21 protein-coding genes are annotated in these 22,509 nt (G+C 43.7%); 7 read left to right on the top strand and 14 right to left on the bottom strand.

Annotated features, from left to right (window positions below):
- Positions 1–6 precede the first annotated feature (6 nt).
- Together argB and MHH58_RS02200 are read left to right on the top strand one after the other, a co-directional pair.
- Complete coding sequence (argB, locus tag MHH58_RS02205) at positions 7–912, top strand: acetylglutamate kinase (RefSeq protein WP_209307408.1); 906 nt, start codon at positions 7–9, stop codon at positions 910–912.
- Positions 909–2,117 (top strand): aspartate aminotransferase family protein, encoded by a 1,209-nt coding sequence (locus MHH58_RS02200; RefSeq protein ID WP_341344901.1) that lies wholly within the window; start codon positions 909–911, stop codon positions 2,115–2,117. Before argB ends, MHH58_RS02200 begins: the two co-directional genes overlap by 4 nt.
- 224 nt (positions 2,118–2,341) lie before the next feature.
- Here MHH58_RS02200 and MHH58_RS02195 read toward each other — a convergent pair whose 3' ends face one another.
- The 6 genes from MHH58_RS02195 to MHH58_RS02170 form a co-directional block, all read right to left on the bottom strand.
- Positions 2,342–3,115: an SDR family NAD(P)-dependent oxidoreductase gene (locus tag MHH58_RS02195; protein WP_341346082.1), complete on the bottom strand. Its 774-nt coding sequence runs from the start codon at positions 3,113–3,115 to the stop codon at positions 2,342–2,344.
- Between the two features lie 32 nt (positions 3,116–3,147).
- The gene (locus MHH58_RS02190) at positions 3,148–3,867 is read right to left on the bottom strand and encodes a YebC/PmpR family DNA-binding transcriptional regulator (RefSeq protein WP_341344900.1); all 720 of its coding nucleotides are present in this window, start codon (positions 3,865–3,867) and stop codon (positions 3,148–3,150) included.
- Between the two features lie 47 nt (positions 3,868–3,914).
- Positions 3,915–4,829 carry a hypothetical protein gene (locus MHH58_RS02185; RefSeq protein WP_341344899.1) on the bottom strand — a complete coding sequence of 305 codons (915 nt, stop codon included), beginning with the start codon at positions 4,827–4,829 and terminating at the stop codon, positions 3,915–3,917.
- A 10-nt stretch (positions 4,830–4,839) separates the two neighbouring features.
- Positions 4,840–5,991 carry an MFS transporter gene (locus MHH58_RS02180; protein WP_341344898.1) on the bottom strand — a complete coding sequence of 384 codons (1,152 nt, stop codon included), beginning with the start codon at positions 5,989–5,991 and terminating at the stop codon, positions 4,840–4,842.
- Between the two features lie 106 nt (positions 5,992–6,097).
- Positions 6,098–7,288, bottom strand: coding sequence for a dicarboxylate/amino acid:cation symporter (locus tag MHH58_RS02175; protein WP_135098420.1), 1,191 nt, complete (start codon positions 7,286–7,288; stop codon positions 6,098–6,100).
- A 68-nt stretch (positions 7,289–7,356) separates the two neighbouring features.
- Complete coding sequence (locus tag MHH58_RS02170) at positions 7,357–7,860, bottom strand: GNAT family N-acetyltransferase (RefSeq protein ID WP_341344897.1); 504 nt, start codon at positions 7,858–7,860, stop codon at positions 7,357–7,359.
- Between the two features lie 112 nt (positions 7,861–7,972).
- Here MHH58_RS02170 and MHH58_RS02165 point away from each other — a divergent pair, with 112 nt between their 5' ends.
- Entirely contained in the window at positions 7,973–8,254 is a 282-nt protein-coding gene (locus MHH58_RS02165) for a hypothetical protein (RefSeq protein WP_341344896.1), read from the top strand.
- 59 nt (positions 8,255–8,313) lie between these two features.
- Here MHH58_RS02165 and MHH58_RS02160 read toward each other — a convergent pair whose 3' ends face one another.
- Entirely contained in the window at positions 8,314–8,952 is a 639-nt protein-coding gene (locus tag MHH58_RS02160; RefSeq protein ID WP_341344895.1) for a DsbA family oxidoreductase, read from the bottom strand.
- A 170-nt stretch (positions 8,953–9,122) separates the two neighbouring features.
- Between MHH58_RS02160 and trhO the strand changes: the two genes are divergently transcribed.
- From trhO to MHH58_RS02140, 4 genes are all read left to right on the top strand, one after another.
- Entirely contained in the window at positions 9,123–10,106 is a 984-nt protein-coding gene (gene trhO, locus MHH58_RS02155; RefSeq protein WP_341344894.1) for an oxygen-dependent tRNA uridine(34) hydroxylase TrhO, read from the top strand.
- Positions 10,107–10,483: 377 nt separating this feature from the next.
- Positions 10,484–11,485: an MsnO8 family LLM class oxidoreductase gene (locus MHH58_RS02150; protein WP_341344893.1), complete on the top strand. Its 1,002-nt coding sequence runs from the start codon at positions 10,484–10,486 to the stop codon at positions 11,483–11,485.
- Positions 11,482–12,792: an LLM class flavin-dependent oxidoreductase gene (locus MHH58_RS02145; RefSeq protein ID WP_341344892.1), complete on the top strand. Its 1,311-nt coding sequence runs from the start codon at positions 11,482–11,484 to the stop codon at positions 12,790–12,792. Before MHH58_RS02150 ends, MHH58_RS02145 begins: the two co-directional genes overlap by 4 nt.
- Before the next feature lie 207 nt (positions 12,793–12,999).
- A complete protein-coding gene (locus tag MHH58_RS02140) occupies positions 13,000–14,439 on the top strand; it encodes a carbon starvation CstA family protein (protein WP_341344891.1) in 1,440 nt (479 codons plus the stop codon).
- Between the two features lie 78 nt (positions 14,440–14,517).
- Here MHH58_RS02140 and MHH58_RS02135 read toward each other — a convergent pair whose 3' ends face one another.
- The 7 genes from MHH58_RS02135 to aldA all read right to left on the bottom strand — a co-directional run bounded on the left by MHH58_RS02135 (position 14,518) and on the right by aldA (position 22,457).
- Positions 14,518–15,522: a LysM peptidoglycan-binding domain-containing protein gene (locus MHH58_RS02135; RefSeq protein ID WP_341344890.1), complete on the bottom strand. Its 1,005-nt coding sequence runs from the start codon at positions 15,520–15,522 to the stop codon at positions 14,518–14,520.
- A gap of 279 nt (positions 15,523–15,801) precedes the next feature.
- Positions 15,802–17,199 carry a GntP family permease gene (locus MHH58_RS02130; RefSeq protein ID WP_341344889.1) on the bottom strand — a complete coding sequence of 466 codons (1,398 nt, stop codon included), beginning with the start codon at positions 17,197–17,199 and terminating at the stop codon, positions 15,802–15,804.
- A gap of 70 nt (positions 17,200–17,269) precedes the next feature.
- Positions 17,270–18,268, bottom strand: a complete 999-nt coding sequence (gene pdxA / locus MHH58_RS02125) for a 4-hydroxythreonine-4-phosphate dehydrogenase PdxA (protein ID WP_341344888.1) — start codon at positions 18,266–18,268, stop codon at positions 17,270–17,272.
- Between the two features lie 12 nt (positions 18,269–18,280).
- A complete protein-coding gene (locus MHH58_RS02120) occupies positions 18,281–19,564 on the bottom strand; it encodes a four-carbon acid sugar kinase family protein (RefSeq protein WP_341344887.1) in 1,284 nt (427 codons plus the stop codon).
- 12 nt (positions 19,565–19,576) lie between these two features.
- Positions 19,577–20,326, bottom strand: a complete 750-nt coding sequence (locus tag MHH58_RS02115; RefSeq protein WP_341344886.1) for a DeoR/GlpR family DNA-binding transcription regulator — start codon at positions 20,324–20,326, stop codon at positions 19,577–19,579.
- 171 nt (positions 20,327–20,497) lie between these two features.
- Entirely contained in the window at positions 20,498–20,914 is a 417-nt protein-coding gene (locus tag MHH58_RS02110; protein WP_341344885.1) for a hypothetical protein, read from the bottom strand.
- Positions 20,915–21,011: 97 nt separating this feature from the next.
- The gene (aldA, locus tag MHH58_RS02105) at positions 21,012–22,457 is read right to left on the bottom strand and encodes an aldehyde dehydrogenase (protein WP_341344884.1); all 1,446 of its coding nucleotides are present in this window, start codon (positions 22,455–22,457) and stop codon (positions 21,012–21,014) included.
- Between the last annotated feature and the right edge of the window lie 52 nt (positions 22,458–22,509).

The following is a 22,509-nucleotide window of genomic DNA, read 5'->3' as shown; positions in this document are numbered from 1 at the left end:
ATAATCATGAATGATACAGAGAGAATAGATACGCTCATCGAAGCCCTGCCCTACATTAATATTTTCCAGGATAATATTATCGTGCTGAAATACGGCGGCAATGCCATGGTCAATGACAGCTTAAAAGAGTCGGTCATGCAGGATGTGCTGCTCATGAAATCGGTCGGTATCAAGCCTGTCATCGTTCACGGCGGCGGACCGTTCATCAATAATATGCTGACCGATTTAAATATCGAAACCGAGTTTAAAAAGGGACTCCGCGTGACAGATGATGCGGTGATGAATGTTGCTGAAATGGTGTTATCCGGCCAGGTGAATAAGGATATTGTAAAACATTACAATAAAATCGGCGGCAAGGCTGTCGGTATTTCAGGCAAGGACGGCAATCTGATTAAAGTGAAGAAGAAGTACATTGAAGAGCATAATAATAAGGGGGAAATCAGACAGGTAGATATCGGCCTTGTCGGGGAGATTGAAACGATTGATCCTGCTCTCGTGACCTTGCTGATTGACAATGACTTCGTCCCTGTCATTTCACCAGTGGCTGCGGATATGAACGGCGACACTTATAACGTGAATGCGGACTATGTCGCAGGAGAAATTGCCGGTGCAATCGGCGCTGATAAATTTATTCTTTTAACAGATACTAAAGGGGTATGCAAAGATAAAGACGACGAATCGACGCTGCTCGCAGAACTCACACTGGCAGAGGTGGAAAAGCATATAGAATCGGGTGTGATCTCAGAAGGTATGATTCCGAAAGTAGAATGCTGTTCACACGCGCTTAGAAAAGGCGTCAGGCAGGCGCATATTGTCGACGGCCGTCTTAAGCATTCATTGCTTTTAGAGCTATTCTTTGATGCAGGAATCGGCACGATGATTATACCTCATGAAGGAGGAAGAGTTTTATGAAGACAGAAGATTTAATTGAGCTTGGCAATTCGGCACTATTCAATACTTATAACCGCGGCGATAAAATATTTGTTTCAGGTAAAGGCACATATATTAAAAATAACGACGGCGAAGAGTTTCTTGATTTCGTTTCAGGCATTGCGACTAATATTTTGGGACATGCCAATGAGAAAATTGTTGAAGCAGTCACCAAGCAGGCTTCAGAGCTGATGCATATTTCCAATGTATACTGGAATAAACCGTCGATTGAACTTGCTGATAAGCTTGTAAATTATAAAGGAGCCGGCAGTTTATCGAAAGTATTCTTTACAAACTCAGGCGCTGAGGCGAACGAGGGCGCTCTGAAATTGGCACGGAAGTACGGCAGGGAAGTGAATGGTCCGGAGTGTACAACAGTGATTTCTTTAGTGGATTCATTTCACGGCCGCACGATGGCAACCTTGTCCGCCACGGGTCAGACGGATATGCACAAAGACTTTCAGCCCCTCCTGTCCGGTTCAAAATATGTTGAATTAAATGACAGTGAAAGTTTGAAGGCTGCTGTTGATAATAATACGTGTGCGATTATTTTTGAGACGATACAGGGTGAAGGCGGTATTAACGCTTTAAGCAAGTCATTCATCAATACGCTGAATGAGCTTCAGAAGAACGGTGTGCTGCTGATTATCGATGAAGTTCAGACCGGTATGGGACGCACGGGGACACTTTTTTCGTTCGAGCAGTTCGGACTGGAACCCGATGTCGTGACACTCGCCAAAGGACTCGGCGGCGGCTTTCCGCTTGGTGCATTTCTTGCGACCGATAAAGTTGCGGCACACTTTAAGCCGGGTGATCACGGGACGACGCTCGGCGGAAATCCCCTTGCGACCGCAGTCGGCAATGCAATATTTGATGAAATTATTGAAGCGGATTTGCTCGATAATGCTGCAGCGCGTTCAGCCGAGCTCACTGCAGGTCTCGAGAAAATATCCGCTGAAACCGGCAGTATTGCTGAAGTGAAAGGACTCGGACTCCTGATTGGTGTACAATTTGATGAAGCTGTGCCGGCAGCTGACGTTTTATCAGCATGCTATGATGAAAAAATGCTGGTAGTAACAGCGAAAAATAATGTTGTGCGCCTGCTTCCCCCGCTCAATGTAAGCGCTGAAGAAATCGATGAAGCGCTGGAGAAATTTGGTGCAGCGGTTAAAAAAGTTGCAGGATAATATGAAAAAGCCATCAAATCCGTTAAGGATTCGATGGCTTTTATCGTTTGTCAGACACTGTCGGTTTCACGGCGTCCGATAAAAAGATTTGTCAGACACTGTCGGTTTCACGGTGTCCGATAAAAGGATTTGTCAGACACTGTCGGTTTCACGGTGTCCGATAAAAGGATTTGTCAGACACTGTCAGTTCTACGGCGTCCGATAAATACCCAAATGCACTTTATTTACCAAGCCTGGCCGCTGCCGCCGTCAATATTCACCGCGGTCCCGCTCACGTATGATGCTAAATCAGAACAAAGGAAGGTAATCACGTTCGCGGCTTCCGATGTATCTCCAATACGGCCGAGCGGGATGTTGTCCGCCTTAGAAGCGGAGAATTCTTCCCATGATAATTCCGGAGACTGCTTCTGCCAGCGTTTTTCGATCTGGTCGCTCCGAATCAGACCGATGCATACTGCGTTTACACGAACGCCGTACTGTCCGAGGTCTTTGCTCATCGCTTTAGTGATCGCGAGTCCTGCACTCCGCGATACTGTTGTCGGCAGTGAGTTCGGCTGCGGCGTTTTCCCCATGACTGCTGTTAAGTTTAATATTGCCCCGCCCTGTTTTTTCAAATGCGGCAGTGCGGCTTTTGCCATTTTTACTGCTGCCATCACTTTCAGATCAATATCCTCTTCCCAGTCTGCAAGTTCAACATCTTCAAAGTTTTTGGCAAACGAACTGCCTGCATTATTCACAAGCACGTCCAGCCGTCCGTATTTCTCAATGACTGCTTCAACAATTTTCTCACCTGCGCCGCTTTCAGTTATATCCTGCGCAATATAGTCAACGTCAGCAAATTCACGAAGTTCCTCAGCCGCTTCTTTTAAAGCTTCTTCACCGCGTGCAACCAGCATCACTTTAGCCCCGAGCTTTACCATCTGTTCTGCCGTTTCACGTCCGATACCTTTACTCGAGCCCGTAATGACCGCTGCTTTTCCCTGATAACCGAAATCCATTAACTCTGACACAGTATCACTCCTTCATAAGTTTACTCACCTAAGTTTACATTATGAAACACGTTCGATACATCTTCCAGGTCTTCTAAAGCATCAATCAGTTTTTCAAACTGTTCGAGATCTTCTTCTCCTAAAGTCACTTCGTTCTGCGCAATCATCGCATGTTCCGCCACTTCGAAGTCTTCGACTCCAAGCTTATCAAGCGCTTCTTTAATGTTATTATACGCCTGCGGTTCACCGTAGACGACGGTCATCCCGTTTTCTTCCGCAACATCTTTCACATCGACTTCTGCTTCCATTAAATGCATAAGCACAGTCTCATCGTCAAATCCGCTAAAAACAAAGACAGAAACGCTGTCGAACATATAGCTGACTGCCCCGCTGACCCCCATATTCCCGCCGTTTTTACCGAAAGCTGCACGGACATCGGATACTGTGCGGTTCACATTATTAGTCAGTGCATCGGCAATAATCATCGAACCGCCGGGTCCGAAACCTTCATAGCGGAGTTCGTCGAATGTTTCATCATCGCCGCCTTTCGCTTTTTCAATCGCTTTGTCTATAATATGTTTCGGCACAGAATAAGTTTTAGCACGTTCCAGTACTACTTTCAGCGCCTGGTTGGTTTCCGGATCCGGATCTCCTTTTTTTGCTGCTACATATATTTCTCTTCCAAACTTCGCATATATCCGGCTTGTATTCTGATCTTTCTGCGCTTTCTTCTCTTTAATATTATTCCATTTTCTTCCCATCAGTCATCTTCCTTAACTCAGTATAATTTCTTTTATATTTTACCACTTTATTTATTCCTGCGCGGACGCTGTTCAGGCACGTCTTTATTAATAATCATTTCGACCTGATAAATTCTGCTGACAAGCGATTGGATTGGAGCCTGTGTCATTTTAAACAGCGGCCACGGCAATGATGGTTCAAAGTCGTGCAGCGCCATAATGAACTCTTCTCTCTCTGGCAGCTTTCTGAATTCAAAGCGCTGTTCTTTATTTGTCGAGCGTTTCTTCAGGCTCCCGCCTGTAATTTCAAACAGCACAATATCCTCTTCAGAACGGGCCTCATTAAATTTTAAGACAAGCACCGGTTTCGGCTTATCGAGCACATTTATATACACCGTATTATTTTCGATGCGGGTATTAACGAAATCGTAAATGATTTCATCGAGCCAGGCGAAGTAATACCATGCCACATTCTCTACTGTCCATCCCGGAGGCAGCGGAGCTCGCTGCACGCTCCGTACATTGTTATAATCCTTCGTTTTATAAGTCAGGTTTTTGCCGTAGCGGCGGATAGGCGTTTCTGTTTTCTGAACCCTGGTACCGTAAGCACCTAATATCGATAAAATACTGCCGTCTGACAGTTCATCGGCGATATATATTATCTGTTCCACGTTATTAGTGCTTGCCGCCCGTGCGATATTATCCGCAATCAGCAAATATAAATCGTAAAATTTCCCCTGCGTCAGCCTGTTGAGCCGCATAATCGGGTCTTCGTAAAAAATTACCACATCAATATTCCTGAGCGCTTCTTCAACTTCAGGTAAAATAAATAAATCTTTTTTAATAAATGTAATATTTTCGTAATCCGGCGCCTGTTTCGGACTTGAAAAAGCGAACAGGTTAGCCGCTTCGTTGAGCTCTAAATACAGATGCTCGCCGATTCTGCCATGTACACCCATAAGCAGTACATTTTTCTTTGTCATAACAATCCTCCTATTGACGGCTTATTTCCAGTCTGTAACGAATAAACATTAAAATTACAAGCATGACAAGCGTTAGCAGACCGATACCGAGAAACGGCAGATTAAACACCGTTGCAAAATAGCCTGCAAGCACAGAGCCCGCTACAGAGCCGAGTGAAAAATAAGAGTAAAAGATTCCGTTTGCCTTGCCCCGCTCATTCATTTCAGAATGTTCCGCGATAATCTTATTCATCGACGGGAAGATAAAACCGAATCCGAATCCGTAAATCACCATGACTAAAAAGACAAAACCTGACGACGGAGCGAAGTGCAGCAGTATCATGCTGGCACTTAAAATCAGGATGCCGGCGGCAACGAGACTTTCACTTTTATAGCGCGAATATATTTTATTAATCGGTGTCGCAAAAACAATAATTGCTGTCACACCAAACACGCTCAGCATCATGCCTGTCATCGATGCTTCAAGGCCGAGAATGCCGGTTTTTATCGGCAGTCCGAAAGCCAGTGTCCCCTGGGCAATCATCAAGGTAAATGATGAAATGTATGCCACATTTAAGGACGGCCGGAGCAGCAGTTCTTTAAAAGGTGTTGCCGCATGACGCGTTCTGCTTTCGTCTGTCGAACTTTCCTTAATACCAAAGAAGGTTAAAAGCGTTCCAAATACGTATACCCCGGATAAGATGAAGTACACCATTTCGTAGCTGACAGCACTTGAAATAATACCGCCTGCAGCCGGTCCGACTATTGCCGCTGTTCCGATGGCAACACCGGTCAAGGCCATCGATTTGCCAATGGCCGACTTCCGGGAAATATCAGCGATTAAACTGAAGGACGCCGGAGTGAGCAGACCGCTCGAAAAACCGTGTATGGCTCTGACACCAAGCAGTATTGCGATCGACGGCGTCATCGTATAAATCAGCACGAAAAATACTTGCATAATCATGCCGAATAACAGCGTATTTCTGCGTCCGAACTTATCTGAGAGAAAGCCGCCGGCGATGTTTCCTGCCATATTGAACAGCGAATACATCGCAACGACAATACCTGCTGTAAATTCTGAAGCACCGAGCTCTAAAGCGAACGGCGTAATAATCGGCAGCTGGATAAATAAATCCAAAAAGCAGATGACGATAACCAAATATAAAATAACTTTTGACTTCACATTATTCCCTCTATCTAAAATTCACATTTTCTATCCTTTCAATTATAACGAAAAAAAGACAGCAAGGCACGCATGCCCGGCTGTCTTTCTTTTCTTCGTATAAAATTTAAGCTTTTTTGTTCAATTTTTGTTCATACGCATCGATGATTGCCGCAACAGCACCGTCACCTGTAACGTTAGTTGCTGTACCAAAGCTGTCCTGGGCAACGTATAAGGCAATCATAAAGGCAACTGCCGCTTCATTAAATCCAAGATTAGACATCAGCACACCGCTCGCTGCCATAATCGCACCACCCGGCACACCCGGAGCTGCAATCATTACAACACCTAAGAGGAGTATTACACCAAGCATTTCCCACAGCCCCGGCATATCATAGGCCGGGAGAATCGTCATTACCGCAATGGAGCAGCTGACGATTGTAATCGTACTGCCGGACAGATGAATAGTCGCACAAAGTGGCACTACGAAGTCCGCTATACGCCCGCGAACACCATTTTCTTTAGTTCTGGCCAGTGTTACCGGAATTGTTGCAGCACTCGACATGGTACCGAGTGCTGTAAAATACGCCGGAAGCATATTTTTCAGCATCTTAAACGGATTCTGCTTTAATAATGAACCCGCAATTGTATACTGAAGCATCAGCCATACCCAATGCAGAATAACTGCTACAAGCAGTACGACACCAAACACGAGCAGCGTGTCAAATACAGTTCCTGTCGCTGCCATGCCTGCGAATACTCCCGCAATGTAGAATGGTAAAATTCTGATAATCACTTTTTCAATAATAAATTCTGTGATATCTTTCCCCTGATCAAAGAACTTAATCATTAAGTCCAGTTTTAGAATGTTCATAACGATACCGACGGCAAAAGCCAGTACAAGCGCCGGTAAAATATCCATGACAGGCGGAATATCAAATTCTAAGAACGGAGCAATTTCAGCACCCTCTTCCGGCACTGAACTATCCCCTGTAATACGCGGCATGATAAAACTTGCTACGGCAAAAGCCAAAAGACCCGCGCCGAGCGTTGATATGTATGCTACTCCTAAAGTCGCGCCGACGACCTTACCCGACCCTGTACCGATTTTTGAAATCCCCGATGCAATAAAAAACAGAATAATAAATGGAATTGTAAAGAAGATAAACGCTCCAAGCACTGATTGCATCGTTACGAATAACCTGACAACAGCTTCCATAATAGAACCTGCAGTGCCTCCGTCACCTACGAGGTAGTATATTCCTCCCACCAGAATACCGGCAACGATACCCGCAATTAATTTTGCTAATAATTTCACACTAAATCCCCCTTGATTTTTTCATCTCAACTAACATAGCTTTTTACACTCCGGATTGCAATCGTTTTCTAAAAAATTTTTTCGTAGGCCGCATACCAGTTATCCAGATTATCATCGAGATTCAGATGCCCCTTGTAATCGAAGCCGAGCTTTTGAAACAGCTGCTGCATCGGTTTATTTTCCTGCGAAGTATCGGTATGTATGCCGAGATATTCTTTTTCCCGTCCGATTTCCACAATGCCTTTTAATATTTTTTGTGCAAGTCCCTGCCCCTGATACTGCGGATCAACAGCGAGCCTGTGAAGGGCAAGACAGTCCATGCGTGCAAGCTCCCAAGGAATATCGTCATAAGCAAACGCATGATTGTCATCGGCAACGATGCATCCCTTAAGAACTGCTTCCTCTTCAAAAACGTAGAGTGTGCCGTTTTTTATATCTTTTTTGAAGGTCACATCAGTCGGGTAGTATTCATCCCACTGATAATTCCCCGCTGCGTGCATTCTCGGTATTACTTTTCTGATAATTCCCATTATGTAAGGTACATCATCGCTTTCTGCTAAACGTAAAGCCATTCGTTTTCCTCCATTTAATATTAATTTTCTTAAAATACCGTCAATAAGCTATGCATATAATTATACATTGTTGTATACTATTTTAAAGACTAAAAATGTAAGGGGTTTTATAATGTTCAAGTTTGATAAAAACACTGTTCCGTATCATATTTCGAATATGATATTTTACTTAGTCACATTAGCTGTTGTCGGACTGATTTATTATTTCGCATTTTTACCGCCGCTTCTGGAAGTTACGACATCTGAATTTTTCGCATCATTCGGTTTTGGCGAGTTTATCGGATCGCTGTTTTTCCTGATTTTAATTATCGTTCCGTTTCTGCTTATCGCTGGCGCTGTGTACCATTTAATTAAACTGATTAAACCGGGAAGAAACGTGCCGGCAGAAAATTGATTTCCATGGGGATGGAAAAAAACTCCGCAGTCAGAAGGCTGCGGAGTTTTTCTATAAAGTTATTCAGGCTGCAGCGTTTTGTTTAAAGCAATAGTATAATGGCGCGGTTCACGGGCGCCGCTGATTGCAAATTTCTCATCGAATATGTAATACGGCAGCGTGCGGACTTTGTTTACTTTCGCCATATTAAAGTCGCCGATAACATTTTCCAAAAATAAGCTCGGGTCATTAATCACTTCGAGTGCGGGTACCTCAGGTATACCGTTCGTTTTGGCAATTTCTAAGAGCACATCTTTATCGCTGACGTTCTTACCTTCTGTAAAGTATGCTCGGTGCAGCGATTCAAGCACCGCTTCTCCGAGTCCGAATTCATACGCCAGTTTTAATAATCTGTGCGCATCTCTCGTATTCGCCGGGATAACTTTATCCATATTGAATTCGATACCGGCAATTTTGCCCTGTTCGACGATAAGATTCACCATTTCTTTAACTTCATCCAGCGGTTTCTCATGCTTTTCCGCAAGGACTTCATACATATTTTTCTCAGGTACTTTCGGCGCCTGGTTATCCAGTTCATAGCTCGCGTACTCTATATTAATTTTTGCATCTGTTTTGTATTCAGCCAGTGCTTTTTCAAAGTTTTTCTTGCCGATATAGCAAAACGGACATGCGATATCAGTATAAATTTTAACGTCCATCAGACCACTCCTTATCTTTATTAAATTTTAACACACTTACAGGCAGAATTAGAAAACTGTCACTATGTTGTGTATTTTTTCGTACTAAATAGTGTCAAAATCTGATACAATAATGTCTGTAAAACTATCAGGATTTATCCTGCAAATAAATTTGATAGGTGGAAAATATAATGAAATATCGAGTTTTACTTTACTATTACTACACGGATGTAGAAGATCCGGAAACATTTGCGGCAGAACATTTAAGATTCTGTAAGGACCTCGGGCTGAAAGGCCGTATTCTCGTTGCCGAAGAAGGTATCAACGGAACGGTTTCAGGCGATTACGAACAGACTGAACGCTATATGGAATATATGAAAGCACACCCTTTATTTAAAGATATTGTCTTTAAAATTGATGAAGCCGATGAACATGCATTTAAGAAAATGTTCGTGCGTCCGCGTCCTGAGCTTGTTAACCTGAGCCTTGATACTGACATCGACCCGCGTGAACAGACAGGTGAATACTTATCGCCTCAAGAATTCTACGAACAGATGCAGCGCGATGATACCGTAGTTCTCGACGTTCGCAACATTTATGAATACGACGTCGGCCACTTCCGCGGCGCAATCAAGCCGGAAGTTGAAACATTCAGAGATACACCGCAATGGGTGCGCGACAACAAGCATCTGTTTGAAGGCAAGAAGATTCTCACGTACTGCACAGGCGGAATCCGCTGTGAGAAATTCTCAGGATGGCTGAAAAATGAAGGCTTTGATAATGTAGCACAGCTGCACGGCGGCGTTGCAACATATTCAAAAGACCCTGTCGCTCAAGGCCAGCTGTGGGATGGACAGATGTACGTCTTTGATGAAAGACTGACAGTACCGATTAATCAGGTTGAACACGTAGTCGTCGGCCGCGATCACTTTGACGGTGAACCCTGCGAACGTTATATTAACTGTGCGAACCCTGTCTGCAACGCTCAAATTTTAGCATCTGAAGAAAACCAGGACTATCACCTAGGCGGATGTTCCATCGAATGTGCAGAACACCCGCGCAACAGATATATCGTTGAACACAACATGACAAGCGACTTCGTTAAAGAACGCATAGAAGAATTAAAACAAACAGATTTTGCTAAAACAGAACCTGTCTTGAGCCATAAAGGTTAATATATATTTATCCAGCCAGCCGCGGAAATCCGCGACTGGCTTTTTTGTTGTTTTTGACAAGTCCGGCCGCTTGCCGGTCAATGAGCTTACTTCTTCTGCCGTGTAGACAGCTTACTCGGTCAATGAACCACCCTCTTCTACCGGATAAACACTTTAGTCAGTCAATGAACCACCCTCTTCTGCCGGATAAACACTTTAGTCAGTCAATGAACTATCCTCCCTCCTTAATTCCTAGTAAAAAACTAAGTTTTATTTGATAAATACTATTTAAATTATTGAATTATTCTAAATACGTGATATCATTAATTTCAATTCATATTTATTTACTAGGAAAAGGTATTACATATCTGGGATTTATTTATTGGAAGGAGAATTTCATGGAGTTTAATATTTTAAATCAAAGCCCTGTTCTTAACGGCCATTCTATCGTGCAGTCTCTCGGCCATACGACAGCGCTTGCGAAACTGGCTGACCGCCTCGGCTACAAACGTTATTTCGTATCGGAACATCACAATATGGAAAACGTCATCGGTACATCACCTGAAGTTTTAGTAACACATCTTCTTAATCATACGAAAAATATAAATATCGGCGCGGGCGGGGTTATGCTTTCCCATCACAATCCTTTTCACGTAGCCGAGCAGTTTCAGCTGATCAGCCATCTCGCTCCCGGGCGCGTCAATCTCGGTGTCGGCAAAGCTCCCGGCGGAACGCCGCTCGCAACTGCTGCCCTGCAGCACGAGCTCCGTTCCGACCTTGACTCCTTTAATGACAGATTCCTGAGTTTGAAATCTTTCGTTGACGGCACCCATGATAATCACAAAGTACTTAAAATATCTCTCGACACTGAATCTTCGAAACCTGATTTATTTTTGCTCGGCGGCAGTTTATCGTCTGCACAGTTTGCTGCTGACAATAAAGTTAATTATATCTTTGCTCATTTTATTAAAAATGATGAGAGCTTGCTGAAAGAAGTTTCTTCTGCCTACAAAAAGCTGTATCCTGATGGGAAATTCATTGCGGCCTTATCGGTGCTCTTAACTGAAACTGAGAAAGAGAAGGAAGCCGCGAGAGAGGAAAATGCTGTCTACTCTCTTAAATTCAAAGATGGCAGAACACTGCGTGTTACTACAGAAAAACAGGTCAATGATTATATTAAAAATACTGATGAAAAAATTGAAGTGGAGAAGAGGCAGCTGGATATGATACTCGGCACAAAAGACGAGATTTTATCGAAATTAAATGAACTCAGCAACAGCTGTCCAATCGATGAGTTCATGTTCCATCTGCCGACAGCAGATGCCGCCCTCCGCAACCTTACGATTGAAGCACTTGCACCAATTCATACCATACACAAAGAAAAGGCTGGGATATTATGAGTAAGAAAGTACAATTCGGAGTTATGCTGCACGGCCCCGGCGGGCACATGAATGCATGGAGAAGCGAAGATGTTCCGAGTGATGCGAGCGTTAATTTCGAGCATTACAAAAATATTACCTTAAAGGCTGAAGATGCGGGTTTTTCTTTTATCTTTGTAGCTGACGGCCTGTATATAAACGATAAATCAATTCCGCACTTTTTAAGCCGTTTCGAACCGTTAACACTGCTCGGTGCCCTTGCTCCGATTACCTCTCATATCGGTCTGGTTGCCACGGTATCGACGTCCTACAGCGAACCGTTTACGATTGCACGCCAGCTCGCATCAGTTGATATAATGAGCGGCGGACGTGCCGGCTGGAATGTCGTTACATCTCCGCTTGAAGGCAGCGCGAAAAACTTCAGCAAAGATAAACACCCGGAGCACAGTCTCCGCTACGATATCGCAGATGAGCACCTGGCTGTCGTTCAAGGCTTGTGGGATTCCTTTGAAGATGATGCTTTTGTGCGCGACAAGAAGAGCGGGCAGTATTTTGACAAAGAAAAAATGCATCAGCTGAATTACGAAGGTGAATTCTTTAAGATCCAGGGGCCGCTCAATATCGAACGCTCTCCTCAAGGCCAGCCGATAATTTTCCAGGCAGGAGCTTCTAAAAAAGGTTCCGCATTCGCAGCACGAAATGCCGATGCTGTCTTCACCAATGCGAGCACTCTGGAAAAAGCGCAACAGACTTATGAAGATTTGCGCCAGCAGGCAGCGAGTAACGGCCGTAATCCTGATGAGATCAAAGTATTTCCGACTCTGCAGCCGATTGTCGGCAAAAATCATGAAGAAGTCCGCGAACGTTACGAATACATTAAAAATCTGGTAACAATAGATGAAGCTCTAGCCTATCTCGGCCGTTATTTCGATCATCACGATTTCAGCCAGTACGATGTTGATGCACCCTTCCCCGAACTTGGAGATATCGGTAAAAACAGTTTCCAGTCCACAACCGATGAAATTAAAAAACGCGCAAAAGAAAACAAACTGACCCTTCGCCAGGTCGCGATGGAAGAAACAACGCGGGAAAGTCCATTTATGGGCACTTATGAAGAGGTGGCTGACCAGATTATTGAATGGGTTGATAACAAAGGCGCTGACGGATTCGTTCTGACTCCGCATGTCCTCGGGGACTTTTTCCATGACTTTATCGATCAGGTCCTTCCAATTTTAACTGCTAAAGGCTATTACGATACTTCTTACAGCGGCAAAACTTTACGGGATGAACTCGGTCTGCCGTTTAAAGAAAACAGATATTCAAAATAATTTATATATAAGCATCTGCTTCCATTTGGAACAGACGCTTTTTGCTTTTTGACTGCGGTTTACAGATGCTCAAATCTTCCGAGAACGGGATGTAAACGCTTTAATATTCTTTCAAGTCTAAATTGTCAGAAATTTTATTGACGAAGGCTGCCAGTCTTGCTACACTTAGCATTAAATTTTTATAAATACAGTTGCAGGAGGACTGCCATGCTTACTTTTTTTACAGCTTTATTTTTATTAATTGCAGGATATATGATTTACGGGAAAATTGTTGAAAAGATATTTGTAATCAATGATAAAAATCCCACTCCGGCATATGAAACTAACGACGGTGTCGACTACATGCCGATGCATCCGATTAAAGGCTGGCTGATTCAGTTGTTAAATATCGCAGGGCTCGGTCCTGTATTCGGTGCGGTCGCAGGTGCCGTTTACGGACCGCCTGCCTTAATCTGGATAGTTGTCGGCTGTATTTTTGCCGGTGCTGTTCACGATTATTTTGCCGGCATGCTCAGTCTGAGACATAACGGTTCGCAGTTTCCCGCGCTGGTAGAAAGATACTTAGGAAAAGGTGTTAAGGCTTTTATCTACATTGTGTCACTAGCCTTAATGATTCTTGTGACTGCAGCGTTTACTGCAGGGCCTGCAGAACTGATTTCCTTAAAAACCAATGGTGCCATTCCATTCTTTGCTGCTTTAGTTATTATTTTTGCATACTTTGTTATGGCTGCTGTATTGCCGATTAATAAAATCATCGGCCGTATTTATCCATTTTTCGGTGCTGTGCTGATTATTATGGCAGTTTCAGTAATGATTGGTCTAATGTTTTCAAGCACCCCAATTCCAAACCTGACTTTTGAAAACCAGCACCCTGCAGGACTGCCCGTCTGGCCATTAATCATGGTAACAATCTCATGCGGCGCAATCAGCGGTTTTCATTCAACTCAAAGTCCGATTATTGCACGTACAGTTAAGAAAGAATCAGATGGCAGAAAAGTATTTTTCGGTGCCATGATTGCTGAAGGTGTTATTGCCTTAATCTGGGCGACTGCCGGTATGACTTTCTTCCACGGCACAGGCGGACTGGCTGATGCACTTGCTGCAGGCGGACCTGCCGGTGTAATTGATACAATCTCTATTGAGATGCTCGGTTCTGCCGGTGCGATTCTTGCATTTTTAGGTGCGATTATCTTACCGATTACAACAGGAGATACTGCACTTCGTTCATCGCGCATGATGCTGACTGAAGCTGTAGCAGGTCTAAGAAAGAGCCGTAAAGCACCAAAAATGATATGGATGACAATTTGTGTTGGTATTTCGGCCTTCCTGTTATCAACAATTGATTACACCTTCCTGTGGAGATATCTCGGTTTTACAAACCAGACAGTCGCCGCGACAATGTTGTGGGTTGCCGCTGTTTATCTCTTAAAAGAAGGAAAGTTACATTACATTGCAGGTATCCCGGCTTTATTTATGACCGGTGTTGTCGGAACTTACTTCCTTTATGCACCGGAGACTTTAAATCTTGATTACGGAATCTCTGTTATCGGCGGGCTGATTCCTGTAGCCGTAACAGGTTACCTGTATGTCAGAGCAATTATGAGACAGCGTACTGCAGCAGTTAAAGACGCTGCATATGAACAATAATCTTTCTCATCTGCTGCATAAAAATAGCGGGACCAGAATTCTTTAAGATTCTGGTCCCGCTCTTATATTTATTATAAATTAGTTAATGAAGTTGTGGCTTGCTGCTTGAGAAGCACTTAGTGTTCTCGTACTTAAACTTCCAAGACCGCCGTTAAACTGCATTTCAGAAACAACGATTGATCCGTCAGAGTTGACGCTTTCAACGATTGCAACGTGACCAAGTCCGTATGCACCATTAGTATAAGCTGGTGCTTGCATAATTGCACCTACAGAAGGTGAATTGCTTACTGAGTAACCTGCAGCTTGAGCGTTACTTGCCCAGTTTTTAGCGTCGCCCCACATATTGCTCACGCCAAGACCGCGCTCTGAGCGCTGTTCAAATACGTACCATGCACATGAACCCCAGTCATAGTAGTTCGCGCCGTTGCTTGCACTTGTTACAGGCGCTGATGCTGCTGGAGTTGCTGCCTGCGGCTGTTCAACTTCCTCTACTGCTGGCGCTGAAACTTCTTCAGCCGGTGCTGAAACTTCTGCTGTTTGCACTTCTTCTGCTGCTGGAGCTGGTGCTGATTCTGCCGCTTCAACTTCCTCTACTGCTGGTGCTGAAACTTCTTCAGCCGGTGCTGCAGTTTCCCGAGCAGGCGCTTCTTCTACTGTAACTGCTGCAGGTGCTGCTGATTCAGCCACTGAAATAGTTTTGCCTGCAATAATTAAATCTGAAGATAAGTTGTTCCAAGCTTTAAGGTTGTCGACTGTTACATCAAACTGATTAGCAATTGCGAATAAAGTATCGCCAGCTTCAATTGTATATGTAGTAGCAGTTTCTTCAGCTTCAACTTCAACTTCTTCTGCAGGTGCGGCACTTGGTGCTTCAGCGTCTACTTTAAGAACGTCTCCAGGGAAAATAAGGTCTGAAGTTAAGTTGTTTAATGACTTAATTTCGTTAACCGACTGCGCTGTGCCTGCCGAGATGCTCCAAAGCGTGTCGCCTGATTCTACTGTAATTTCTGATGCTGATATATTAGCTGCAGCTACTGCTGATAAAGCTGTAAGCGATGCTGCAGAGATAATTGTTTTTTTCATGTTTAAATCCTCCATAGTTTGGGAATAATGTTATTGAACTCTGTCCCGAGTCATTCCACGAGTATTACTATAGCATATGGCTCAAGGGATTTGTCGTTTGTAATTGACTTGTAATCTAATCGATAAATTTTTGAGATTAGAGTTATATAAAGTAAGCGGCTTCAAATTTATTAATTTTATGTAAAGCACCCGTAAACCTTGATATATAAGGCTTACGGGTGCTTTATCATAGATATTAAATTCAAAGTTATCAAACTTTAGTAATATAACTGTAATGTTTTAAAAGAATATTAAATCCAGTAAAACCAGTGTCACACCGGCCACAAACCAGCCGATTGTCGTCGGAATTGACCAGACCATAATCTGTTCTTTTACTTTGGTTATACCGAGCATTCTGTTGACTACCCAGAACAGGCTGTCGTTAAAGTATGAGAAGCACATTGCCCCGAAGGCTGCCGCCTGAGCTGCGAGCACAGGATCAAGCCCCATGTTAGATACGATTGGTGCAGCGATTGAAGCTGCTGTAATCATTGCTACAGTACCGCTTCCCTGCACCAGACGGACGAAGGTTGCGATAAAGAAGGGAATCAGTATTGCCGGCACGCTCCATGTTGCAACGTATTCTGCAATAACTTCACCTGTTCCGCTGACACGCAGCACTTCTCCGAGCGCACCCCCTGCACCGGTCACAAGCAGTATAATACCTGATGTTTTAATTCCTGTTTCCAATTCATCCAAAGTGGCATCCTTGGAATATCCTTTGGTCAGGAATAAAAGAGAATAAATCAGACCGAGAGCCACAGCGACAATCGGATTTCCGAAAAATGTAATATATGATAGTACTGTTTCAGAAATATTAATTATCCCGCCGTCCTGCAAAGCATTAATTCCTGTATTACTGAAAATTAAAATGAGCGGAATAGCAATTGGCAGAGCAGATAAGATAAAGGAAGGCAGCTCTTTTTCACGTACTGATACTGCATCTTCAAATTCTGCGAATGCTTCTTTAGCAGAAGGACGATAATAACCTTCGCCTTCCGCTTCCGGCAGCTGGTAAATTTTCCGTCCGATCCACTGTGCATATAAAACACCTGAGATAACAACAGGCACAGAAACAATTAGACCGATTATAACCATTTTACCAACGTCAGCACCGAATATACCTGCTACACCTAGAGGCCCCGGTGTCGGCGGCACTGCATGATGTGTCGCGGCAAGGCCGACTGCCAGTGCCACGCCAAGGGTAATAACAGATTTACCTGTTTGACGTGACAAGGCTTTAACCAGCGGATGCAGAATTACGAAGGCTGAATCTACAAAGATGGGAATTGCAACGATGTAACCGCTGACCGCAATTGCCCATTCTTCTTTTTTCCGCCCAATAAACTTAATCATCGTATACGCCAGTTTTTCTGCAGCACCTGAAATTTCCATAATTTTACCCATCATAATTCCAAGCCCGATAATAATACCGATTGAAGCGAGAGTTGAACCGAAACCGGAAGAAATTGTTCCGATAGTATCTTCAGGTGACATTCCCCCGATAATACCGGTCATTACTGCCGCGATAAGTAAAGCAAGGAAGACATGTATGCGAGTCTTAAGCACTAAAAAGATAAGCAGTGCGATTCCGATAAGCAGACCGACTATCATTTGTGTCGATGAAACATCTGTCATATAAATTTCCCTCCATCAAAAAGCGTTTTCATTTTATGTAAATTAAAGGGGCGGATGAACCGCCCTGTAATTATTTTCTAAAAGTTAATGCATATTCTCCTGCGAGTTTAATACATTCTTCCATGCTTTCACTTGATGCAATATTTTGTCCCGCAATATCGAAGGCTGTGCCGTGGTCCACTGAGCTTCTCAGGAAAGGCAGGCCGTTTGTAATCGAAATTGTCTTGTGGAAATCTGTCATTTTCGCTGCGATATGCCCCTGATCGTGGTAAAGGGAAATGACTGCGTCGTAACGTCCGTTAAGTGCCTGGAAGAATACAGAGTCGGCAGGAACTGGTCCCGCGACTTCGTAGCCGTCTGCCTGTGCACGTTTGATTCCCGGAGTAATTTCATCGATTTCTTCGTTGCCGAACAGTCCGCCTTCACCGCTGTGAGGATTTAATCCCGCAACTGCAAGTTTCGGTGCTTCAACACCTAATTTAATTAGTGCGTCATATGAACGTTTAATATAATCATGCACCCGCTCAGCTGTCATCTGATCAATCGCATCTTTTACGGACAGGTGGCGTGTCAGGAAGAATATACGCAGGCTCTTCACCTGGAACATCGTTAATGGATCGTGTGAATTCGTCAGCTCTTCAAGCATTTCAGTGTGTCCTATAAACGGCACTTCAGCCGCTTTCAGCGATTCCTTGTTAATCGGTGTTGTTGCCAAGGCATCAACTTTTCCGTCCATAGCGAGTTTAATTGCATATTCGATGTATTCAAAGGCAGCTTTACCGCACTGTTTTTGAACTTCTCCGAACTGGAAAGTTTCTGTATCGACGTTATTTAAATCGATCAGATTGATTGCCTTGCCTGAAAAATCTGCTTCTTCAACTTCTTTAATTACGTTTACCGGTAAATCAGTACCTGTAATTTCCAGCGCCTTGTCGATAATTTCTTTATCTCCGACAACGATTGAGTTTGCCGCTTCAAGCACCTCGCTATTTAAAAATGATTTCACTGTAATTTCCGGTCCTATCCCTGCCGGATCTCCCATTGGTACTGCGATAATTGCTTTTGTCATAAATGATTCCTCCTATTTTGATTTTAAATACTGCACTGCTTCATAGAGTGTATGTCTGCTGCCGATCATGCCGCCTTTAGTCACAAGAGGCAGTCCTTCATATTTTCCGCCGAGCAGGTGACCGTAGGCAATCAGCGGGCCGACTTCATCAATCAATTTAATTCCGCTCGCAAGCGTAATGCTCGCAAGTGAGGCTGTTACATCACCTCCGCTGACGTAGCATCCTTTAATTTCGTGGTCCGCTTCGTCGAGCAGCCGTTTCGTAATTGTCGCCAGGCCGTCGGTTATCCGTTTAGCCACACGATCCGGTGTGACACCATGTGAAGCTGCAATTTTTTTAATATCGATAATAACAAGGTTTTCTTCGTTGGTGGTAATAACAACGACTTCGTTTTCCTCCATGCGCTCCTTGGCAAGCTGTACGCTTTTCTCAACTTCGTCATGCCAGTTTTCATCGAAGGTCGCGAGTTTGTTAATATCGGGAATAACCGGTCTTAACTTCAGTCTGTCGATTAAATACACGAGCTGTCTTTCCGACACTTTCGTTGCACTGCCGACTGTAACGATAATTTTGCGGTCGTCCCCGACCTGATCCGCCCGGTATTTAGCATAGAGCGAGGTAAATGGTCCCGGATCAATCGGTACGATTTTTTTATCTGTATAACCGCAAAGGGTCTCTGCAATAAACTCAATATCATTATTCGTCACCGCATCGAGAACGATAATCTTATTACCGTCATCGACCAGTTTTTTAAAGCTGCGGATAAATATGTCCCGGTCATCCGTCATATCATTAATGGTAAGAACTCCGACTTTATGACTGGTCTGAGAAGAAATAATTTCCGGTACATATGATGTTGTAATCGGAGTGATCGGATCATTTGCTGCATCCGTTTTATGGAGCGGCAGATTATCGACCAGAAGATAACCGCCGACTGTCACCCTTCCAGAATCCGGAAACGACGGTACAACTACGCCGATTGAATCCGGCCCGACTGTATCAAGAATCATATCTATCTCAATACCGACGTTGCCGCGGAGCGTAGAGTCAATGCGTTTGCACAGTATGTCTGCACCCCAGTCCCTCAGTTTACGAAGAGAACCGCCGACTCTGTAATCGAGCACTTTTTTTGAAGCATAGCGGCTGTCTGTATCTACTATAATTGCATCGGTTTCATCATCCTGAATCAAATCGTTGTAGTGAAAATATGTTGCCGGATGAAAACCATTTTTGCTGAGCCGGACACCGGTGGCATTTGCGCCGGTTAAATCGTCCGCAATAATTCCTACTTTCACGATTCACCCTCCTTATATTACAGTTGTCTGTTCAGCAATCCGGCTTAGCTCGTTTTGCCCGATATGATTATCTGTAATAATTCCTGTAAAATCCTTTAAGTCGCAAATTTTTGAAAATGCCGTATGGCTGAGCTTACTGGAATCCACGACTAGATAAGCCGTCTGTCCGCATTTCATCATTAATCGTTTAACTTTCGCCTTTTCAATCGTCGGTGCGAAAATACCTTCATCCACCATCATGGCCTGGGTGCCGACAAAGGAAACATTCACTTTAATGTTGTTCAGCATATCAATCGTCTGGGCCCCGTACATTGAACCGACATTTTGCTGTACAGTGCCGCCCAGTATAATTACTTCATGCTGGCTGTCGATTAACTCAGCTGCCGCTTTAATATCATTCGTAACGATACGCACTGTATAATCTGTATTTTTTAACAGCTTGCAAATTTCAAGAGTCGTTGTACCGGCATCGAGCAGTATTGTTTCATCTGGTTTAATAAACTGCATCGCCTTTTTCGCGATCAGCCGTTTCTCTTCTATATTCACAAGCTGCTTCTTTACGAAAGGCACTTCATTCAGGAAGGAATCCTTCAGCAGAATCGAAGTGGACGTTCTGATAATCTGTTCATTTGATTCAAGTTCCTTTAAATCACGACGTACAGTCATCTCGGAAACATTAAGCTCGGCTGCGAGCAGCTCTATCGTTACATTGCTGTCCTCAGCTACCCGGCTGACAATATACTGCTGTCTTTTACTCTTCATATCCATCACCTTGAGATTCATTATATTGTTTGCTTTTCACATTGTAAAGAAAATAGTGTGATAATTTAACATTATTTATTTTATTTTGTTACTTTTTAACATTAAAAATAGCTGGCACAACAAAAAAGTAAAATCCGTTTCTCCGGATTTTACTTTTCGCTTCATAATATTCTATTTCTTGATAAGCACTCCGTGTTCTTTCAGCCGTGCAGCAGTACTTTTCATGCGCTCGGTATCACCTGATTCTTTCGCTTCGTGATATTCACTCAGCAAGCCGGTCACTTCATTCTGCTCACCTTGAACCTTGCCGCTTTGAGCTTTATCATCGTCATATATCATCTCCACCCGGAACGTTACAAACAGCATTATAATCCCGAATATTACTGCAAGTCCGATGCTCGATACTCCAGCCATATTTTCAAGTGTATTATTGCTGATTACTTTTTCTGATAAAAACTGTGCGATTTCCGGAATAATAAATCCGACTGCCATTCCCATGAGTACTTTCACCGGATCAAAGTGATATTTCTTTCTGTCCGGCCGCCTGTTATCTTCTTCTGATTTTAGAAACATATTAAAGCTCCTCATATATCTTCCTCTTTAGCATTATACTAAACAACCTGCCGGATTACGCCAAAAAGATGCCATTATTTCTAAAAAAATAATGGCATCTTTCTCATTCTATCTATTCATTTTTATACTGCATGTACACAACCTGGGTAACTAAGAAATCTTCAACACCGTGTTTGCCGTCGGTGCCGCCGAGTCCTGATTGTCTCATGCCTGCATGATAACCTTGGACCGCTTCAAAGTTTTCCCTGTTCACATATGTTTCACCGAACTTCATCTCGTTGATGACTTTCATCGTTTCGTTCATATCATCAGTGTAAAGTGATGATGACAAGCCGTAAATTGTGTCGTTTGCCATATCGATTGCTTCATCGATGGTTTCAAAAGTCGCTATCGGCAAGACAGGACCGAATATTTCATCGCGCATAATTTTAGAATCATGCGTTACATTCGTTAAAATGGTTGGTTCATAGAAGAAACCTTTCTCCATATCCGCTTTCTTTCCGCCGGTAACTGCTTTCGCGCCGTCAGCAACTGCCTCGTCTACCATTTCAGCCACTGTATTCAAACGGTCTTCATTAATGAGCGGTCCGACTTCAACATCTTTATCTTCACGGGGATTGCCGAGTTTTTTCTCTTTAAAAGCTGCGGCAAGTTTATCCGTTAACTCTTCTGCGACACTGGAGTGTACATAAACACGCTCTGCGTTTGTACAAGCCTGGCCGTTATTAGCGAGTCTCGAAGTCACGAGAGCATTCACCGCAAGGTCAATATCTGCATGCTGTGACACGATAGCCGGCGCTTTGCCGCCGAGCTCCAGGTTCACTTTTGTAATATTCTGGGCTGCTGCTTCCATCACTTTAGTTCCTGCAGTAATACTGCCGGTCATCGTAATCATATCCACATTTTTATGTTTTGCGAGCGCGTTGCCGATTTCGGAACCCGCACCGGTTACCACGTTATAGACGCCTGCCGGGATTTCTTTCATCTCATCGACAATTTTTGTGAATTCCATCGCTGTGTTTGGTGTATGTTGACTCGGCTTAAGCACAATCGTATTACCTGTAACGAGGGCAGTCGCCACTTTTCTCGCCAGTATAAAGACAGGGAAGTTCCAGGGGTTAATCCCTGCCACAACACCGATTGGTTTTTTGTAAATTAAAATATTCTCATTGGCTCGGTCGCTCGGTACAACATCACCTTCAATACGTCTCGCCCATTCCGACATATAGTGGAAATAATCAATCGCAAGATCGACTTCCCCGCCAGCAAGATCGTAATCTTTCCCCTGTTCCTCCTGGAGCAAATCGATAAAGGTCTCGCGTCTGTCTGCGATGGCATCCCCGAGTTTACGGACGATTTTCCCGCGTTCTATATTCGGCGTGAGCTCCCATGCTTTCTGAGCTTTTGCTGCAGCCTGCACCGCCTTGTCCACATCTGCATTTGTCGCTTTCGGAGTTCGTGAAATTACCGCTTCAGTCGCCGGATTAATCACGTCAATCCAGTCTTTTCCTGTCGAATCCGTATAGGTCCCGTCAATGTATAACTGATGCTGAATCAAAAAATCTCCTCCTAAATTATGTTACTCATTATCTTCCCTTTATATTTCCGGT

This window comes from Jeotgalicoccus sp. FSL K6-3177 (genome assembly GCF_038050175.1).
GTDB classification, from domain to species: domain Bacteria; phylum Bacillota; class Bacilli; order Staphylococcales; family Salinicoccaceae; genus Jeotgalicoccus; species Jeotgalicoccus nanhaiensis.
Note: the sequence above shows the minus strand (reverse complement) of the source record. Positions and strands in the feature narration are given on the sequence as shown.

Coding starts and splice junctions, on each gene's coding strand:
- trhO (WP_341344894.1), top strand. CDS start 9,123: ATGAAATATCGAGTTTTACTTTACTATTACTACACGGATGTAGAAGAT.
- MHH58_RS02110 (WP_341344885.1), bottom strand. CDS start 20,914: ATGAGGAGCTTTAATATGTTTCTAAAATCAGAAGAAGATAACAGGCGG.
- MHH58_RS02115 (WP_341344886.1), bottom strand. CDS start 20,326: ATGAAGAGTAAAAGACAGCAGTATATTGTCAGCCGGGTAGCTGAGGAC.
- MHH58_RS02170 (WP_341344897.1), bottom strand. CDS start 7,860: ATGGCTTTACGTTTAGCAGAAAGCGATGATGTACCTTACATAATGGGA.
- MHH58_RS02185 (WP_341344899.1), bottom strand. CDS start 4,829: ATGACAAAGAAAAATGTACTGCTTATGGGTGTACATGGCAGAATCGGC.
- MHH58_RS02160 (WP_341344895.1), bottom strand. CDS start 8,952: ATGGACGTTAAAATTTATACTGATATCGCATGTCCGTTTTGCTATATC.
- argB (WP_209307408.1), top strand. CDS start 7: ATGAATGATACAGAGAGAATAGATACGCTCATCGAAGCCCTGCCCTAC.
- MHH58_RS02200 (WP_341344901.1), top strand. CDS start 909: ATGAAGACAGAAGATTTAATTGAGCTTGGCAATTCGGCACTATTCAAT.
- MHH58_RS02195 (WP_341346082.1), bottom strand. CDS start 3,115: ATGGATTTCGGTTATCAGGGAAAAGCAGCGGTCATTACGGGCTCGAGT.
- MHH58_RS02165 (WP_341344896.1), top strand. CDS start 7,973: ATGTTCAAGTTTGATAAAAACACTGTTCCGTATCATATTTCGAATATG.
- MHH58_RS02190 (WP_341344900.1), bottom strand. CDS start 3,867: ATGGGAAGAAAATGGAATAATATTAAAGAGAAGAAAGCGCAGAAAGAT.
- MHH58_RS02145 (WP_341344892.1), top strand. CDS start 11,482: ATGAGTAAGAAAGTACAATTCGGAGTTATGCTGCACGGCCCCGGCGGG.
- MHH58_RS02135 (WP_341344890.1), bottom strand. CDS start 15,522: ATGAAAAAAACAATTATCTCTGCAGCATCGCTTACAGCTTTATCAGCA.
- MHH58_RS02150 (WP_341344893.1), top strand. CDS start 10,484: ATGGAGTTTAATATTTTAAATCAAAGCCCTGTTCTTAACGGCCATTCT.
- MHH58_RS02130 (WP_341344889.1), bottom strand. CDS start 17,199: ATGACAGATGTTTCATCGACACAAATGATAGTCGGTCTGCTTATCGGA.
- pdxA (WP_341344888.1), bottom strand. CDS start 18,268: ATGACAAAAGCAATTATCGCAGTACCAATGGGAGATCCGGCAGGGATA.
- MHH58_RS02140 (WP_341344891.1), top strand. CDS start 13,000: ATGCTTACTTTTTTTACAGCTTTATTTTTATTAATTGCAGGATATATG.